The 16,528-nt window shown below is 39.3% G+C and carries 14 protein-coding genes and 1 pseudogene; 4 read left to right on the plus strand and 11 right to left on the minus strand.

The features are described from left to right. Positions 1 to 34: 34 nt before the first annotated feature. Complete coding sequence (gene thrC, locus ACORHT_RS08855) at positions 35 to 1,519, minus strand: threonine synthase (protein ID WP_434350068.1); 1,485 nt, start codon at positions 1,517 to 1,519, stop codon at positions 35 to 37. 74 nt (positions 1,520 to 1,593) lie between these two features. Continuing rightward, positions 1,594 to 2,871 (minus strand): gamma-glutamylcysteine synthetase, encoded by a 1,278-nt coding sequence (locus ACORHT_RS08860; RefSeq protein WP_434350069.1) that lies wholly within the window; start codon positions 2,869 to 2,871, stop codon positions 1,594 to 1,596. Between the two features lie 370 nt (positions 2,872 to 3,241). On the opposite strand from ACORHT_RS08860, the gene adhP reads away from it, so the two are divergent. From adhP to ACORHT_RS08880, 4 genes are all read left to right on the plus strand, one after another. Then, complete coding sequence (gene adhP / locus ACORHT_RS08865; protein WP_214262664.1) at positions 3,242 to 4,261, plus strand: alcohol dehydrogenase AdhP; 1,020 nt, start codon at positions 3,242 to 3,244, stop codon at positions 4,259 to 4,261. Between the two features lie 545 nt (positions 4,262 to 4,806). Then, the gene (locus ACORHT_RS08870) at positions 4,807 to 5,796 is read left to right on the plus strand and encodes a PTS sugar transporter subunit IIB (protein ID WP_434350070.1); all 990 of its coding nucleotides are present in this window, start codon (positions 4,807 to 4,809) and stop codon (positions 5,794 to 5,796) included. 29 nt (positions 5,797 to 5,825) lie between these two features. Continuing rightward, a complete protein-coding gene (locus tag ACORHT_RS08875; protein ID WP_001280303.1) occupies positions 5,826 to 6,638 on the plus strand; it encodes a PTS mannose/fructose/sorbose transporter subunit IIC in 813 nt (270 codons plus the stop codon). A gap of 14 nt (positions 6,639 to 6,652) precedes the next feature. Next, positions 6,653 to 7,564 (plus strand): PTS system mannose/fructose/sorbose family transporter subunit IID, encoded by a 912-nt coding sequence (locus ACORHT_RS08880; RefSeq protein ID WP_000818311.1) that lies wholly within the window; start codon positions 6,653 to 6,655, stop codon positions 7,562 to 7,564. Between the two features lie 595 nt (positions 7,565 to 8,159). Here ACORHT_RS08880 and ACORHT_RS08885 read toward each other — a convergent pair. The 9 genes and pseudogenes from ACORHT_RS08885 to gtfA form a co-directional block, all read right to left on the minus strand. Beyond that, positions 8,160 to 8,405 carry a glutamate synthase gene (locus tag ACORHT_RS08885; RefSeq protein WP_070458797.1) on the minus strand — a complete coding sequence of 82 codons (246 nt, stop codon included), beginning with the start codon at positions 8,403 to 8,405 and terminating at the stop codon, positions 8,160 to 8,162. A 166-nt stretch (positions 8,406 to 8,571) separates the two neighbouring features. Continuing rightward, entirely contained in the window at positions 8,572 to 9,150 is a 579-nt protein-coding gene (locus tag ACORHT_RS08890; RefSeq protein ID WP_083279572.1) for a DUF4230 domain-containing protein, read from the minus strand. A gap of 261 nt (positions 9,151 to 9,411) precedes the next feature. Beyond that, positions 9,412 to 10,727: pseudogene (locus ACORHT_RS08895) on the minus strand (ISL3 family transposase). 138 nt (positions 10,728 to 10,865) lie between these two features. Beyond that, complete coding sequence (pepC, locus tag ACORHT_RS08900; RefSeq protein WP_434350071.1) at positions 10,866 to 12,200, minus strand: aminopeptidase C; 1,335 nt, start codon at positions 12,198 to 12,200, stop codon at positions 10,866 to 10,868. A gap of 110 nt (positions 12,201 to 12,310) precedes the next feature. After that, on the minus strand, positions 12,311 to 13,033 hold the full coding sequence (locus ACORHT_RS08905) for a pseudouridine synthase (RefSeq protein WP_434350072.1): 723 nt from the start codon (positions 13,031 to 13,033) through the stop codon (positions 12,311 to 12,313). A gap of 241 nt (positions 13,034 to 13,274) precedes the next feature. Then, the gene (gene asp5 / locus ACORHT_RS08910) at positions 13,275 to 13,499 is read right to left on the minus strand and encodes an accessory Sec system protein Asp5 (RefSeq protein WP_434350073.1); all 225 of its coding nucleotides are present in this window, start codon (positions 13,497 to 13,499) and stop codon (positions 13,275 to 13,277) included. Positions 13,500 to 13,503: 4 nt separating this feature from the next. Next, positions 13,504 to 13,683, minus strand: a complete 180-nt coding sequence (gene asp4, locus ACORHT_RS08915) for an accessory Sec system protein Asp4 (RefSeq protein ID WP_075230368.1) — start codon at positions 13,681 to 13,683, stop codon at positions 13,504 to 13,506. Then, entirely contained in the window at positions 13,676 to 15,022 is a 1,347-nt protein-coding gene (gene gtfB / locus ACORHT_RS08920; RefSeq protein WP_434350074.1) for an accessory Sec system glycosylation chaperone GtfB, read from the minus strand. Before gtfB ends, asp4 begins: the two co-directional genes overlap by 8 nt. Beyond that, on the minus strand, positions 15,006 to 16,526 hold the full coding sequence (gtfA, locus tag ACORHT_RS08925; protein ID WP_434350075.1) for an accessory Sec system glycosyltransferase GtfA: 1,521 nt from the start codon (positions 16,524 to 16,526) through the stop codon (positions 15,006 to 15,008). Before gtfA ends, gtfB begins: the two co-directional genes overlap by 17 nt. Between the last annotated feature and the right edge of the window lie 2 nt (positions 16,527 to 16,528).

Consider the following 16,528-nt stretch of genomic DNA (forward strand, 5'->3'; position numbering starts at 1 on the left):
AGTTAGTTGCCCAACCGAGTTTACTTCCTCTGTTTTAAAGTCCTAGATAAGATTCTACCGCTGCTTGCATATCTGCAGCCGCCACAGTTGTCTTGTGACGAACTGGAGCTGTTTCGAGGCCATCAACTGCAGGTGGCACTGCTACTCCTGAAATTTCGTGCAACTGAGCCAAAGCTTCAAAGTCGGTCAAGCCTGATTTCCCTGTTACAGCTTCTACTGCAACTACTGGGAATTTATATGGACTAGCGGTTGAAGCAATCACAGTCTTAGTCGCATCGCCTGTCGCCGCTTGGTATTTTTTATAAACAGCTGAGGCAACCGCTGTATGTGGATCCTCAATGTAGGCATCTGTTTGATAAACACGCTTGATTTCTGCTGCTGTTTCCGCTTCAGTCGCATACTCTGCTGCAAAAAGGTCAAGAATCTCTGCATCAAAATCTGTCAATTCATACTGACCTTGGTTATTCAAAGCATTCATGAGTTCAGCTGTCTTAACCGCATCATTTCCCAAAAGATGGAAAATCAAGCGCTCCAAGTTTGAAGAGACCAAGATATCCATAGATGGGCTAGTGGTTACCTTAAACTCACGCTTCTTGTCATAGACACGAGTTTTAAAGAAATCTGTCAAGACATTGTTGTCATTTGAAGCACAGATCAATTTACCAACTGGTAGGCCAATTTGCTTGGCATAAAAGGCAGCCAAGATATTCCCAAAGTTTCCTGTCGGTACGGTGAAGTTAACCTTGTCACCAGCTACAATCTCACCAGTTTTAACAAGCTGAGCGTAGGCATAAACATAGTAGACAATCTGTGGCACCAAACGACCAATATTCATCGAGTTAGCAGATGAAAATTGCAACTTGTTGGCCGCTAATTTTTCACGAAGAGCCACATCATTGAACATATGTTTCACGTTTGTTTGAGCATCGTCAAAGTTTCCATCAATAGCGATAACATGGGTATTTTCGCCCGTTTGAGTGGTCATTTGCAACTCTTGTACCTTGCTGACACCGTCTTTTGGATAAAAAACGATAATTTCAGTTCCTGGGACATCCGCGAATCCTGCCATAGCAGCTTTCCCAGTATCTCCAGATGTTGCTGTCAAGATGACAATCTTGTTTTCCAAACCGTGCTTCTTGGCAGCTGTCGTCATAAAGTATGGCAAGATAGACAAGGCCATATCCTTGAAGGCAATGGTTGAACCGTGGAAAAGTTCCAAGTTGTATTGGCCATCTAGTTTCACAAGAGGGGCAATAGCTGGCGTATCAAACTTGCTGTCATAGGCGTTGGTGATACAGTAGTCCAACTCTTCTGCTGTAAAATCATCCAAGAAGGCTGACAAGACAAGCTTGGCCACTTCTTGATAAGAAGCGTCTTTTAATGTGTCAAAATCCAAGTCCACCTTTGGATAGCTCACTGGAGTAAACAAGCCTCCATCTGTTGCCAAACCTTGCAAAATCGCTTGGCTGGCTGTTACTGTATTGTTCGCATCACGCGTTGATTGATAAACTAATGTCATAAATCTCTATCCTTTATCTATAGTCCTATTCATTATAACATGATTTTTCAGAAAATTCTTCCTTTATAGGAAAATTATAGGTCTAATTCTTCTTTCAAAGGCTCTAAATAGGTCATTTCTTGCTGACCTCTTATCTTAAGACCTTGCTCTGCTATCGCTAGCAAGTCTTTGGAGAACTGGACAATCCCAGCTGTTTCTTCATCTGTGAGGTGTTTCTTAGAAAATTGTCTTCTCAAAGACTTGTAGTCACGACCAAATATTTCAAAGAAAGGAGCTGTTTCTAGGTAAGCTTCAAGCTTGTCAAGATTCACCAACAAACCTAGATGAAAGGCTGCTGAAGCAAAGGTTCGGTCTAACGGCTGTGTACAAACACTACGAAATTCAACAGTCCCTCGTGTTGTCAAGTCTTGAAATTGGTAACTACGGTGCGTTTGGAAATCCTTCTCTTGAGGAGCAAGCAGAGTTTCTTTTCTATTTAGAGTATAGGCAGTAATCTCATCAGTATCTAAGTAATCTCTAGCCCGAATTGGAGAAAAATAGTAGGTTTCCCCATCACGTTCTGCTGTAAAAATCGCAGAGTGGTCTAGATAATCAAAGAAATCATCCTCATCTTTGAAGAGTTTTGAATTGACACCGACATTCTCTGGATAAATTCCATGCATGGAATCTTCCCAAAAAATATCTCGTGAAATCTGGGTGTCCCAGTCTGCTCCTGAAAACTCAGAATTGGCAAACAGGTAAGCTTTGGCTGCTTCTATCTGTGTGAAAGCATTGATAACACGTAAGTAGTTTGACTTTGAGACATCTAGCTGAACTTGACTACCACAGATAAAGGCTCCATATTGTGGGAAGTCATGCAAAGAAACGGACTCCTGATTGTTGCCCATCTTCAGATAGTCCATTAACATCTGGTAGCGTGCATAAGCCACAGGTCTATTATCATTGATATCCCAGTTCGGGTGAAGCCCCCAGCCCTGGATAGCATGATCCTTTTCGCCTAATTTTTCCTGAATGACCTTCATATAAGCTTGAAATCGTCCTTCGACCTCTTGGATTTTCTGGGCTCTACCAAAGGCAAACTCCAAAGTCGTGTAGGAAACCTCAAACAAAATTCGGTCTTGACTGATCGGTTCTACAAGTTGAATCGGATTGCCCTCCTGGTCTACCTTTTCAACTTCCAGACTGAGAACATCAACCAAAAAATGCATCAAGTCCTTGCTGACTTCAATATCTGTAGGTTGACCTTTCGTATGAACGATAGGAAACCCCAACTCAATACCGATGTAGAGATCTGGATTTTCTTTGATATTTTTTAAATAGCGGTCTTTTAATAACTGAACTGAAGGGGACATACATACCTCTCATTCTAACTTCTCATACTAGAAAACAAATTACTCTCTATTATACCAAAAACTCCTAGAGAAGGACCTTAGAAAATCTGTTTGCAAGCTCGCTCCCTAGATTTAAGACCAAATAACTTCCTCATTATATGAAATTTTATGACAAGACGTCAGATATCATTGTTCAATTTTCACAGTCTCATCAACCGGTTAAGCGATTACATATATTTTTACATCAAATACCTTGTACTATATTGAATATAGTGATATAATTCACATATAGACAAAAAAGAGGGCAGTTCAAATTCGACTTCACTTGAATCATGAGTCAAGGCAAGCCCCTTTTCCTCTGCACCTCAACTACTAACCAAGGAGGATAGCTATGAAAGCTGTTGTTGTAAATCCAGAAAGCACTGGTGTTGCTATTGAAGAAAAAGTGCTCCGTCCGCTCGAAACTGGGGAAGCACTTGTTGAAGTTGAGTACTGTGGTGTTTGCCACACAGACCTCCACGTTGCCCATGGTGACTTTGGAAAAGTTCCAGGACGTGTTCTCGGTCACGAAGGGATCGGTATCGTTAAAGAAATCGCCCCTGATGTTAAGAGCCTCAAAGTTGGCGACCGTGTCAGCGTAGCTTGGTTCTTTGAAGGCTGTGGTATGTGTGAATACTGTACAACTGGACGCGAAACTCTTTGCCGTACAGTAAAAAATGCTGGCTACTCAGTAGATGGTGGTATGGCAGAACAATGTATCGTAACTGCAGATTATGCCGTTAAGGTTCCAGAAGGTCTCGATCCAGCCCAAGCTTCTTCAATTACTTGTGCCGGTGTTACTACCTACAAGGCTATCAAAGAAGCAAAAGTTGAGCCAGGTCAATGGGTTGTCCTCTATGGTGCTGGAGGGCTGGGTAACTTAGCTGTTCAATATGCTAAAAAAGTATTCAACGCTCACGTTATCGCAGTAGATATTAACAACGATAAACTTGCTCTAGCTAAAGAAGTTGGTGCTGATATCGTAATTAATGGTCTTGAAGTCGAAGATGTCCCAGGTCTTATCAAAGAAAAAACAAACGGTGGTGCTCACTCAGCTGTCGTAACAGCTGTATCAAAAGTTGCCTTTAACCAAGCAGTTGACTCTGTTCGTGCAGGCGGTCGTGTAGTAGCTGTCGGACTCCCTTCAGAAATGATGGATCTAAGCATCGTCAAAACAGTTCTTGACGGTATTCAGGTCATCGGTTCTCTCGTTGGAACACGTAAAGATTTGGAAGAAGCCTTCCAATTTGGTGCTGAAGGTCTGGTTGTACCAATCGTTCAAAAACGTCCTGTCGAAGATGCCATTGCTGTCTTTGATGAAATGGCTGCCGGTACCATCCAAGGTCGTATGGTTCTAGACTTTACTCATTAAGATAAATAATAAATGCCAAAACGAGGTAGGGACAGAAAATCCCACCTCGTTTTTTTAGCAATAATACTCTTCGAAAATCAAATTCAAACCACGTCAGCTTCGCCTTACCGTACTCAAGTACAGCTTGCGGCTAGCTTCCTAGTTTGCTCTTTGATTTTCATTGAATATAACATTTTGATACGACAACTAATTGGACTTGGGGCATTTTTTAGACGCCCAAGAGCACTAGTGAAGAAAACGTCATTTTTCTAGACAAATTCTACAAGCAAACAGCGGATTATTGAAACATCAGGGACCGGGACTAGAAAGTCGTGAGTTAATTCATCGACCTCTGTCCACCCATTTTTTATATTAAATTTTTTTACCATTTTATAGACGATTTTACAAAAGGTTTATATATCAATATCTGTAAAGATAAAGCTTTGAGATTTTTTTCACTCTTTATTATAATTAGTTGCTTTTTTTCTGAAAACGATTTATACTTAAGGAGTCTTAAAGTTTTCTTAAACTACAAGTCAAACATTTTATAAGGAGGAATGACAATAATGAGTATCGGAATCATTATTGCGAGCCACGGTGAATTTGCTGCGGGTATTCATCAGTCAGGATCTATGATCTTTGGTGAACAAGAAAAGGTTCAAGTTGTAACCTTTATGCCAAACGAAGGTCCAGATGATTTATACGCCAAGTTCAACAATGCTGTGGCTGCATTTGACGCAGAAGATGAGGTTCTAGTCTTGGCTGACCTTTGGAGTGGTTCTCCATTTAACCAAGCTAGCCGCGTAATGGGAGAAAACCCTGAGCGTAAATTTGCCATCATCACAGGACTTAATTTACCGATGTTGATCCAAGCTTACACAGAGCGCCTTATGGACGCTGCTGCTGGAGTGGATAAAGTCGCTGCAAACATCATTAAAGAGGCCAAAGATGGCATCAAGGCTCTTCCAGAGGAGCTAAACCCAGCTGAGGAAGTTGCAACTGCTGCAGCTGCTCCAGTTGCCCAAGCTGCTATTCCAGAAGGAACTGTTATCGGAGACGGTAAATTGAAAATCAACCTTGCTCGTCTTGACACACGTCTTCTTCACGGGCAAGTCGCAACTGCTTGGACTCCAGATTCTAAAGCAGACCGTATCATTGTTGCTTCAGATAACGTTGCAAACGACGAACTACGTAAAGAGTTGATCAAACAAGCTGCTCCTAACAGAGTGAAAGCTAACGTTGTTCCAATCAAAAAATTGATTGAGGTTGCAAAAGATCCTCGTTTTGGTAACACACACGCCCTTATCTTATTTGAAACACCTCAAGATGCCCTTCGTGCTATCGAAGGCGGTGTGCCAATCAAGACTCTTAACGTTGGATCAATGGCTCACTCAACTGGTAAAACAATGATCAACAACGTATTGTCAATGGACAAAGATGACGTTGCTACATTTGAAAAAATGCGTGATCTTGGTGTTGAATTTGACGTACGTAAAGTGCCAAACGACACTAAAAAAGATTTGTTTGACTTGATTAGCAAAGCTAACGTTCAATAATTAAAACTAAATAGAAAAGGAATAAAACCATGTCAGATATTTCATTCATTTCTGCTATCTTGGTTGTAGTTGTTGCCTTCTTCGCAGGTCTTGAAGGTATCCTCGACCAATTCCAATTCCATCAACCAATCGTAGCATGTACCCTTATCGGTCTTGTAACTGGTAACCTCGAAGCAGGGGTTATGCTTGGTGGATCACTTCAAATGATCGCCCTTGGTTGGGCTAACATCGGAGCTGCCGTAGCTCCTGACGCTGCTCTTGCCTCTGTTGCTGCTGCAATCATCATGATCAAAGGTGGTAACTTTACTACTGAAGGTATCGCAGTCGCAACTGCAACTGCAATCCCTCTTGCCGTAGCTGGACTTTTCTTGACTATGATCGTTCGTACAATCTCAGTTGGTTTGGTTCACACTGCTGACGCTGCTGCTAAAGAAGGAAACATTGCTGCTGTTGAACGCGCTCACTACTTTGCCCTTGCTCTTCAAGGTCTACGTATTGCTATCCCAGCTGCACTCTTGCTTGCAATGCCAACTGAAGCCGTTCAAGGCGTATTGGAACTTATGCCAGAATGGCTTAAAGGTGGTATGGCTGTCGGTGGTGCTATGGTCGTTGCCGTTGGTTACGCTTTGGTTATCAACATGATGGCTACTCGTGAAGTATGGCCATTCTTCGCTATCGGTTTTGCTCTTGCAGCAATCTCTCAATTGACTTTGATTGCCCTTGGTGTCATCGGTGTTGCCCTTGCCTTCATCTACCTCAACCTTTCTAAACAAGGCGGAAACGGTGGCGGAGGAGCTGCAACTTCTAACGATCCAATCGGTGATATCCTAGAAGACTACTAGAAAGGGGAACAATCATGGCTGAAAAAATTCAATTATCAAAATCAGATCGCCAAAAGGTTTGGTGGCGTTCACAATTCCTTCAAGGTTCTTGGAACTACGAACGTATGCAAAACTTGGGTTGGGCTTACTCTTTGATCCCAGCTATCAAGAAACTTTACACTAAAAAAGAAGACCAAGCTGCTGCTCTTGAGCGTCACCTTGAGTTCTTCAACACTCACCCATACGTAGCTGCTCCAATCATGGGGGTTACTCTTGCACTTGAAGAAGAACGCGCAAACGGTACTGACATCGATGACGCTGCTATCCAAGGTGTTAAGATTGGTATGATGGGACCTCTTGCTGGTATCGGTGACCCAGTCTTCTGGTTTACAGTACGTCCTATCCTCGGTGCCCTTGGTGCATCACTTGCTGCGACTGGTAATATCGTCGGACCACTTCTCTTTTTCTTTGGATGGAATGCTATCCGTATGTCTTTCCTTTGGTATACACAAGAGTTTGGTTACAAGGCTGGATCTGAAATCACTAAAGACATGTCAGGTGGTATCTTGAAAGACATCACTAAAGGAGCTTCAATCCTTGGTATGTTCATCCTTGCCGTTCTTGTACAACGTTGGGTATCTATCAACTTCACTATCAACCTTCCAGGTAAACAATTGTCAGAAGGTGCCTACATCGTCTTCCCAGAAGGTCCTGTTACAGGTGGAGAATTGAAGGGTATTCTTGGTCAAGCACTCAGCGGATTGAGCTTGGATAGCGTTCAACCACAAACCCTTCAAGGACAGTTGAACTCATTGATTCCAGGATTGATGGGACTTCTCCTTACTTTCCTATGCATGTGGTTGCTTAAGAAAAAAGTATCTCCAATCACAATCATTCTTGCCCTCTTTGTAGTTGGTATCGCAGCTCGTTTCTTCGGTATCATGTAATCTCGACGAGAATGTATAAACAAAAAAAGAATCAGGTTTATCACCTGATTCTTTTGGCTCTTTGTCAAATAGTGTTGATGAAGAACCTAATGAAAAAAGAATCCAACAAAAATTGGACTACCTGTCTCCGGTTGAATACCGAAGACGGTAGCCCTAGGGTGTTTTTATTAAATTCTCACTTTTTGGGGTCAGTCCCTAAGCCTGATAGTAATTTTTTGTTCATACTATTCTCCTACTAATATTTTATGAATATATTAATACATATATTGTTATAAGATGTAGATATTGTTGCTAATATCAAATATTTCTATTTGATCTTCTCATAAATATATACATGTTAATATATTAAAATCTTTAAGTATTTATAACTATAGTTCCTTAATTTTCCCAGTAAAAAAACGAAAGGCACCACAAGTTATTTATGTGTTTTCTTTAAACGATTCATGTACTTCTGTCGCAACTTCTCACCCGCCTTTAATTGCGGTTACGATAGATTGAGGACCTAAATATGCATCACCTATTATTAGTTCATTTCTATTGGACTCTGATGTTGACCGAAAGTCAAATTTTTACCTTTCATCTAGAACACTAAAGTCTACTTTTGTTCAATTGCTGCAACGACAAGGTCACATGGAATAATATGTTCACTACCTGCCAGTTCATGCGTTGATCTTCTTCCACTTTCATCAGGTTCACCAAGTTCCATTGTAATAACTTTTACACCAGTTACTTTCCCACTCTCATCACGCAATACTTCTTTAATATTCTCTAAGAAATGGAATGTAACACCTTCATTGTGTACATCTTTGATTTGTAGTGTAGCTTCTAGTATATTGTTCATATGGTCATCATCCTTTTGTTTTAGGTTTAAGCGCTTTTAATATAATGGATGTTGGCCTTTTTGTATACACTAAAATAGGGTTGGTGGAAAAATTCCATCAACCCTAAAAATTATAGAACCACACAAAACCCTGACCATCTCTGGTCAGGGTTTTGTATTTCAAAAATTATTCTGTAAATTCTATAGTTACTTTTACTTCAGAATCCATTGAAGAAAATATTGTTTTATAATAATTGATTGCAGATTCTTTAATTTCACTCTTAAATTTATCTAAATACTCTGCTTGTTTATCACTAGAAAGTTGGTTTGTGACCAATTTCCCAGTATCAACATCTTCTGTAGTCCCACTTAACAACTCTCCATGATTATCATACAAATTGTAAGGATTATCTTTTGAAAGTTCCACACCAATTACTTCAAATTTTGGAACAATAACCTTATATTCTTTTTCACCTATTTGTTCAACCTTTACACTACTTTTAATCCCAAATTTAGCGTTATAATTTAAAATTACTAATGCTGTTTTTTTAGAGAACGGCACATCATGCCCAAAAACTTGAGTTGTATTTGTTTTAGTAATAATTTCATTAATTCCCGCATTCAAAAATACAACTTCATTCACTTTTTCAATACTTTCGATATTAATTGACGATTTGACTTCTGATTTTTGTTCCTTAGGTAAGAAAAATAGCACTCCAATAGCTATAATAGCTATTAATACCACATTCAATAGTACACTAAACATATTAACTTTCTTCTTTAATATAGACAAGATAAAAAAACCTCACTTTAAATAATCTATCTAAAGTTTACACTTTCTAAAGAAAACAGTCAATATTTTTTCGTACTATCTTCTAAAATTAATTGTACCTATTAAAAATGAAATTAGTTTGTTGCATTTGATTTTATTTTTTGAACACCAAATCCATTTAAAATTGAGTGCTATTTTGAGCACTAAAAAAGGGCTCTTTGTCAAATAGTGTTGATGAAGAAATTTAGGAAGGGATTAAGCAACTAATTGTTGCTTAATTCCTTTTTGTTTTGGGCCAAACATTTTTGTTATTAAAATAATCCTATTTCTAAAATGGTAATAGTTTCTAAAGCCGTAGGCATTTCTTTTAAGCACTTTTATTTTATTGTTTATTCCTTCAATAGGGCCATTTGTTCTAGTTGGATACTCACAAGTATTTTGAATATATGGCAAGTAAGTCATAAGAGTCTTTAACACTCTTTTTAAACCAGGAGATAGGTCTAATTGCGTAGCTGCTTCAATCGTTTCCTTGAATTCTATATAATCTCTATCCTGTATACATTCACGAAGTGAATGTACAACCTCATAATCATTTTTAAGAGATGGATTTTTTTCTAAGATATAATCTACGATTCCTTTACTTGTTATGAAGCTTTCAAAAAGCTTATAACGATTATATTTATAGTTCTGAAGTTCATTAGGGTTCTTTAAAATTAACTTCCAATAATGTTTTAACTTTCGATATAATTTAGGATTTTTATAACGATGCTGATTCATGATACGTACCCGAGTTCAATTTAATTCTCTATTCAAGGCTTGTACAATGTGAAAAGGATCAATGATAATTTTTGCGTTAGGAAACATTTCTTTTATTAATTGAATGTATGGCAACTACATATCGATGGAGATAGTTTTCACCTTTAATCTAGTCTTAGGCTCAAAACGATAAAAATATTGTTTCAAACTGTAAGATTTTCTATCTCGTACAACATCGACCAACTTGTGTGTAGTGCTATCACAAATAATGAAGCTCATATTGCTATCGGAAGATTTAACAGATTTAAATTCATCAAAACACAAATGCTCAGGTAAATCATGTAATGGTTTAATCGTTAATAATCGTGCTGTATCATCTATGATACGTCTAACGGTATGAATTGAAACATTTGTTTCTTTGGCAATATATGTTTCAGATACTGTTTCACTTATTTTGCCTTAATTTCATTTTTTAATCGTTTCGAGATATGACAGTATTTTTCTACAATTCGACTAGTATCTGCAGTAAATGAAGAACCACATTCTCTACAGAGAAACCTCTGCTTTCGTAGCTTTAAGTAGGCCGGAAGGCCTGAAACAGAACAGAGAGTGATACGAGAAGTTTTCGTCCCGTTTTTAACAATATTGTTATTTTGGCTAACGCACCCACAAACGGCACATAATTATGGTTTATGCGTATATGTAGCTGAATAAAATAAAGATTTTCTATTTTTAAATATCTTCTCTTGAACTTTATCATCCCAAATAATGTTTTTATCTTTGATTTGTAGCGTAGCTTCTAGTATATTGTTCATATGGTCATCACCCTTTTGTTTTAGGTTTAAGCGCTTTTAATATAATGGATGTTGGCCTTTTTGTATACACTAAAATAGGGTTGGTGGAAAATTTCCACCAACCCTAAAAATTATAGAAACATTCTTTTTATATCTCATTTATTCTGCCAAGGCACCCATTGGATCCCATGGTGCAAGGACGATTGGTTCTGCTTCGTAAGCAGCTCGTTCTTCTTCTGTTAGCAATTCCTTACGAACAACAATTTGGTAAGTGTACTCGTCCATCCAAGCATCTGAAGCAACAAAGTAACCATCTGTACCAACCTTGTCTCCCCATGAGTTTTCAACTTTCCACTTGACTGATTTACCGTTTTCGTCCAAATCAACACCTGTTAAGACCATAGCATGAGTCATCAAGCTTTCGCTGTAGTCCAAACGTCCAGCCTTATCTTGAGTGAGTTGAATGTCCATACTTGATTCAAAGTCATAAACATCTGTCGCAAGGATTCCGGCTTTACGGTTGCTTAGCTGGCCGACATCTGAACCAAACCAGACAGTTTCTCCTGTCTGCATTTGGGCAATCGCCAATTCTTTCAAGCGTTCCATCGGTACGTTGATGTAGCGAACTGCACGGCTACCAACGACATTTCCCAACATCTCAACTGTGTAAGATTTACCGTAAGGTTTGTCAGCAGTTGGAGCATTGATCACAGAAACGTAGTCTTCTAGTGGAAGGTCAACGTATTTCTTGTAAAACTCTTGTGGCGTGATGCCTTTTTCGCTTTGGTAGTTGTTATCCTTATCGCGATAAGCAAAGTCAAATTGACGTGGTGGAAGTCCTAGTGACATAGCAAGGAAGTTAAAGATTTCTTGCAAGAGGTCTTCTTTTTTAGCTTGAACAGCTGCTTGATCTGCACCAGAAGCCAAGAGGTCACGCAAGATTTGAGCGTCTTGACGGAGCAATTTGTTAAGGATGGCATTGAGCTCACGGCTGCTGCTAGATGAAACAGACTCTGGATAAACAGACTTAGGAACGACACCATATTTCTCAAAGAGAGAAACTACCATATCCCATTGTCCACCATCTTGTTGTGGAGTTTGGAGTAGGAAGCTAACCTTGCGGCTTGTCAATTCTTGGTCAGCTGTCACAATGACTTGCTCCAAGAACCAGTTAGATTTTTCATACTTGTCCCAGAAGAAGGTGTGGGCTTGTGACAATTCAAAGTTTTCAAGTTTGTATTGAGAGATGAGTTTGTGGCGGAAAGTATTAAGGGCTGCAAACATCCAGCAACGACCAGATGCTTTCTGGTTAGTGACCTTGTCCTTAGTCAAGTCAAGTGAGAAAACAGGTGTGTTGTCTACATGGCTTTGACGACGCTCAAGGGCTGCAAAAATTCCATTGTGGCTAGCTGCATTTTCGATAGCTTGGTATTTTACATTTGCTTCATAGTTGGCAAATAATTTATCTGTAAATGATTCTTGAATCGCGTTCATAAAATCCTCCTTTTATTCTACAGTCTATTATAACTCTTTTCACAAAGGAAGCAACCAAAAACTGAAAAAGGCAAGGATATTTTCCTCACCTTTTTCAACGATTACACAGTTTACCCAACACTTTCGAGTAAGCCTTCTAATTCCTCTTTAGTTAAGCGACGCCATTCCCCACGCTTTAGATTTTCATCCAAGGTCAAAGTTCCCATGGTCAGACGTTGCAAGTCCACCACTTCCTTGCCACAGTATGCTACCATCCGTTTAATCTGGTGAAATTTCCCTTCTGCAATGGTCACTCGGACCAGGCTTTGATCCTTTTCCGTATCGATCGACACAAGCTCCAGCTTGGCAGGCTGACAGGTAAAGTCCTTGAGGGGAATACCTTGCGCAAATGTCTCAACATCTGCATCTGTCATGATTCCCTTGACCTGCGCCAGATAAGTCTTATCCACATGGCGTTTAGGTGAAAGGAGAGCATGAGCCAGCTTGCCATCATTGGTCAAGAGTAAAAGTCCATGCGTATCAATATCCAAACGCCCCACCGGGAAAACTTCCTTAGCATGTGCATAGTCATCCATTAAATCCAAGACTGTCTTGTGTTTAGGATCTTCAGTCGCTGAGATAACCCCCTGAGGCTTGTTCATCATGTAGTAGACAAACTCCTCGTAGTCTAGCTTTTGCCCATCAAAGCAAATCTCGTCTGTCTCTTCATCAATTTGTAGCTTTGCAGATTTTTCTTTCTTGCCATTGACCGTCACGCGCCCAGCCTTGAGAAGGTTTTTGACCTCAGTCCGACTCCCGACAGCGCAGGCTACTAAAAATTTATCTAATCTCATAAAGCTATTATATCATGAAAAAGCATAGACTTAGAACAAAAAATAAGCCGCCTGATTGGGCGACTTTATTTTATAGGGAGATTATTATGAAAAATTTTTAGGAGTTAAAGTTAAGGTCTTCTTAACTTATGCTTATAGTATAAGCTAGATTCCTAAAAGTTTTCTTAAAATATTCTCCTAAAACTTAAATTTCTTTAAATAATCACTTTTAAAGTCAATCATTCTCGCCAGAAATCAAAGCTTACGCAAAAGTTAAGGCCATAAAGAGGATAAGCATCATAAACAAGGCTAAGCTAACAAGCAAGGTTAAGACTTTAACAAGCGTATTACTTTGCCAATAACTGGGCTTTCCGATATTGCTGGTAGCATCAGTAGAGAAAATTTGAGTTTGTCGTGGTTGTATCGTTACAAGAATGATTAAGGAAATAGCTAAAATAATGGTTAAAATTATCAATAATTCAGTCATTTAACTACCTCAAAAGCCCTATTAAAGTAAACAGCAAACCAATCAAAATGATGAATCCTAACAAGAAAGAGAAGGTTTTACTAATTTTTTCACCACGTGTGGCTTTTTCTTTTTTGATGGGTTCTTGTTTCATCTCTTCCATGCGGCCTTCAACATCCTGATAAAATAGATCTTTTTTAGTCATGTCTTTCTCCTAAAATGATTTCCATCCTCTCCTGATACATAATTGGATCCACATAATTGGCATGGTAACCCTGTTCTCCAAGAGCTCGTCCCATCTCCTTAACGTTAGAAAGAGCTAAATCAATAGTTTGAATCATGCCGTCAACTGCTTCCTTAGCAAAAATATGACTTGGAGCTGTATAGCGACGGTTATGGGCAGTTTCTTCAAAAGCTAGGACCAGTTGGTTGTGTTCAAAGGCCTGACGAACAGCCTGGAGAAGTTCATTACCATAGTTGATATCCAAGTAGATATCTGATAGTTGATAGAGATCTTGAATCTTTTGGGGACTGGCATTTTGATAGAGTACAACATTCGGGTAGCGTAGCATATCCATCAACTTTGCTGACATTTCTGTCACTGCCGCGATTCGGAAAGTGACCCTTGGTAAACTCTCCACCAATTTTTCGACTTGCTCTAGTTGATCCGAATTGGTCACTATCAGGGCATCAGGTCGAACAAAATTATCACGCTTAAAGTGATAATAATAGCCTAAGTGACTAAACTTATGATGGAATTTTGCATCCGTCAATTGCAGAGCGCGTTCATAAGTCGCATAATCTGGAATGATAATGGTCTTAGCTCGAAGCTGGTCATTCTCCAAAATCAGTTGCATATTTCCTGGTATATCATCATGTAGTGGTTCTTGCCAAACTAGGATATCCTGACCTGATTTTTCTGGAAAATGGAAAGAAGTCAAAAACGAAGTAGATAAGCTATTAAAGAGAAGGTGGTCAAGATTCACATTCAAACCTTGCAAGAAGTCTATGATAAAGGCTACTCGACCAGAAAAATGGCGCAAGCCTTGCCCTTCCAAGGTCAAAAGAATATCACCTGTGACATGGTTTTCCAAAATAACTTCCTTTTGTTCTACATCCCTATAGGAAGTCATAATAGCTTGGCCAGAAGCATCAAAGGTGGTCTTAGCAAAGCAAGATCCAAAACGATTGTAGTGATCTACCTGAAAAATCCGACCTGCTGGTGTTTTCCATTCGACTTTTTTTACCAAACGAGCCTGTAAACCATCTGCAAAATGTATCACTGCTCGTTCTTGATTGAGATCATTGATAGTCCCAAATTGATTATTACCAGCAATCTCCCAAAAATCTGGGACAGGAACTTGGTTAAAGTACAAGGGTTTACCACTGTCATAACCCAAATAATAGGTGAAGGGTGAGACAACTCCATCTGGTAAAAATCCATCGGGTTCAATAACTACAGCCAAATCAGACAGTCCTGCTTCAGTCAGACTATAGTGCAAATCTTGGCTTTCTTGACTGTATACATCAAATAACTGAATCATCCACTACCTCCTTGATTGTTTTTTCCCATGTATTCAGAATCTCTTGAGTTAAGAATTTCTCAGCAATCTGGTAAGACTTTTCTCTCATACTTTCCAAACGATTTTCCAAATACAATTGGCAAATCTTTTCTGCATAAGCTTTCTTGATTTCATCTTCGACATGGTCAGATGAGCTTGGAATCAAGTAGCCATTTTCGCCATCTTCGATGAAGGTTTGATTTCCATAAGGAACATCAAAACCAATCAGTGGCAAACCTGAACCAATCGCTTCCATGAGTGTTAAGCCAAAGCCTTCACTTGTAGAAGCAGTTAGATAAACTTCATACTGTGAATAGATTTGAGAAAGTTCGGCATGTCCCTTAAGTTTAATATACTCTTCTGCCTGACCTGCAGCGATAAGCTCATGAAGACGTCCTTCTTCGCCACCACTACCGTAGATATCAAAGGTTAATTCTGGCAACTCCTTATGAGCCTCAATCACAGCCTTGACAAGCCAATCAATATGCTTTTCCTTAGCTAGACGCGAAGCTGTAATGAGAGAAAATGCTTTACGACTCTCTTGTGGTTTTGTTAATTGATCTACACTTCCAACTGGAATGGTCACAATCTTAGGAGTATGCGAGGTATAGCGAGTAAACTGCTGTTCTAAGACTTCTTTTTGACGATCCGTTGAAACGATAAAGAGATCGACCTTATCTGCATTGGTAAATTGATAGTCATAATAGTTGTTCCAAAGGATATAATCATCATTGGTCGCATTTTCACTGTAATGCTCCGCATGAACAACCACTGCTAGATGCGCCGCTTGCGCTTCTTCAAAGACCACCTGACCAATCCCTGTCTCACGATCTAAAATTACTAAATCTGATTTACTTAACTGAAGTGTCTGCATGAAATAACGAATCAAGGCAGGCTTCCCGTATAAAATGCGATCCTTGAAACGGTAGACTTCCTCGGTCCCTTGATTCATGAACATCTCATAAGCCGGAGTCCCATCTTCATTGTAGAAGGTTCTTTGGTAGAGGGTCGCTACATTGTCTTTAGGAGCAAAATATTCTGTGCAGTAGCGTGTGTAAGAGAAGTAATCTTTGCGGATCAATTTACCAGCATACACATACTCCACATGTTGAACAAAATCTTTTTCCTCATCTACCAAATAACAAGTGATAAACTTGTCTTCATCTGAGAAGAAGATTCGTTCAATTTTCCCATTTCGTTCACGACGGCTTTCTACGCCTTCAAAATAAGCTAACACATCATCTACCGTCACACTGGTCGGTGCAATTTTGATATCTGTAAAGTGATTGTAAAGCCAGATGACTTGATCGTCATCAAAGCCGATATTTGCGGTTAGGTGCTGGATATTATCTCCCAAAATCATATCTGTAAAGATAAACTTCGACGGCAGATTCAGGCTGCGAAAAATACCCGCACGATAAGCCTGGGCATATTCAACACCACTGCTGGCCCAACCAATTCCTAAATTTATATTGTAAATTGTCATAT

This window comes from Streptococcus sp. KHUD_014 (genome assembly GCF_051106275.1).
GTDB lineage: Bacteria > Bacillota > Bacilli > Lactobacillales > Streptococcaceae > Streptococcus.

Bases quoted from the DNA above. Each gene is read 5' to 3' on its own strand.
- gtfB (WP_434350074.1), bottom strand. From the start codon at position 15,022: ATGATTCAGTTATTTGATGTATACAGTCAAGAAAGCCAAGATTTGCAC.
- pepC (WP_434350071.1), bottom strand. From the start codon at position 12,200: ATGAACGCGATTCAAGAATCATTTACAGATAAATTATTTGCCAACTAT.
- ACORHT_RS08905 (WP_434350072.1), bottom strand. From the start codon at position 13,033: ATGAGATTAGATAAATTTTTAGTAGCCTGCGCTGTCGGGAGTCGGACT.
- ACORHT_RS08880 (WP_000818311.1), top strand. From the start codon at position 6,653: ATGGCTGAAAAAATTCAATTATCAAAATCAGATCGCCAAAAGGTTTGG.
- adhP (WP_214262664.1), top strand. From the start codon at position 3,242: ATGAAAGCTGTTGTTGTAAATCCAGAAAGCACTGGTGTTGCTATTGAA.
- asp4 (WP_075230368.1), bottom strand. From the start codon at position 13,683: ATGACTAAAAAAGATCTATTTTATCAGGATGTTGAAGGCCGCATGGAA.
- thrC (WP_434350068.1), bottom strand. From the start codon at position 1,519: ATGACATTAGTTTATCAATCAACGCGTGATGCGAACAATACAGTAACA.
- ACORHT_RS08875 (WP_001280303.1), top strand. From the start codon at position 5,826: ATGTCAGATATTTCATTCATTTCTGCTATCTTGGTTGTAGTTGTTGCC.
- ACORHT_RS08885 (WP_070458797.1), bottom strand. From the start codon at position 8,405: ATGAACAATATACTAGAAGCTACACTACAAATCAAAGATGTACACAAT.
- ACORHT_RS08870 (WP_434350070.1), top strand. From the start codon at position 4,807: ATGAGTATCGGAATCATTATTGCGAGCCACGGTGAATTTGCTGCGGGT.
- gtfA (WP_434350075.1), bottom strand. From the start codon at position 16,526: ATGACAATTTACAATATAAATTTAGGAATTGGTTGGGCCAGCAGTGGT.
- ACORHT_RS08860 (WP_434350069.1), bottom strand. From the start codon at position 2,871: ATGTCCCCTTCAGTTCAGTTATTAAAAGACCGCTATTTAAAAAATATC.
- asp5 (WP_434350073.1), bottom strand. From the start codon at position 13,499: ATGACTGAATTATTGATAATTTTAACCATTATTTTAGCTATTTCCTTA.
- ACORHT_RS08890 (WP_083279572.1), bottom strand. From the start codon at position 9,150: ATGTTTAGTGTACTATTGAATGTGGTATTAATAGCTATTATAGCTATT.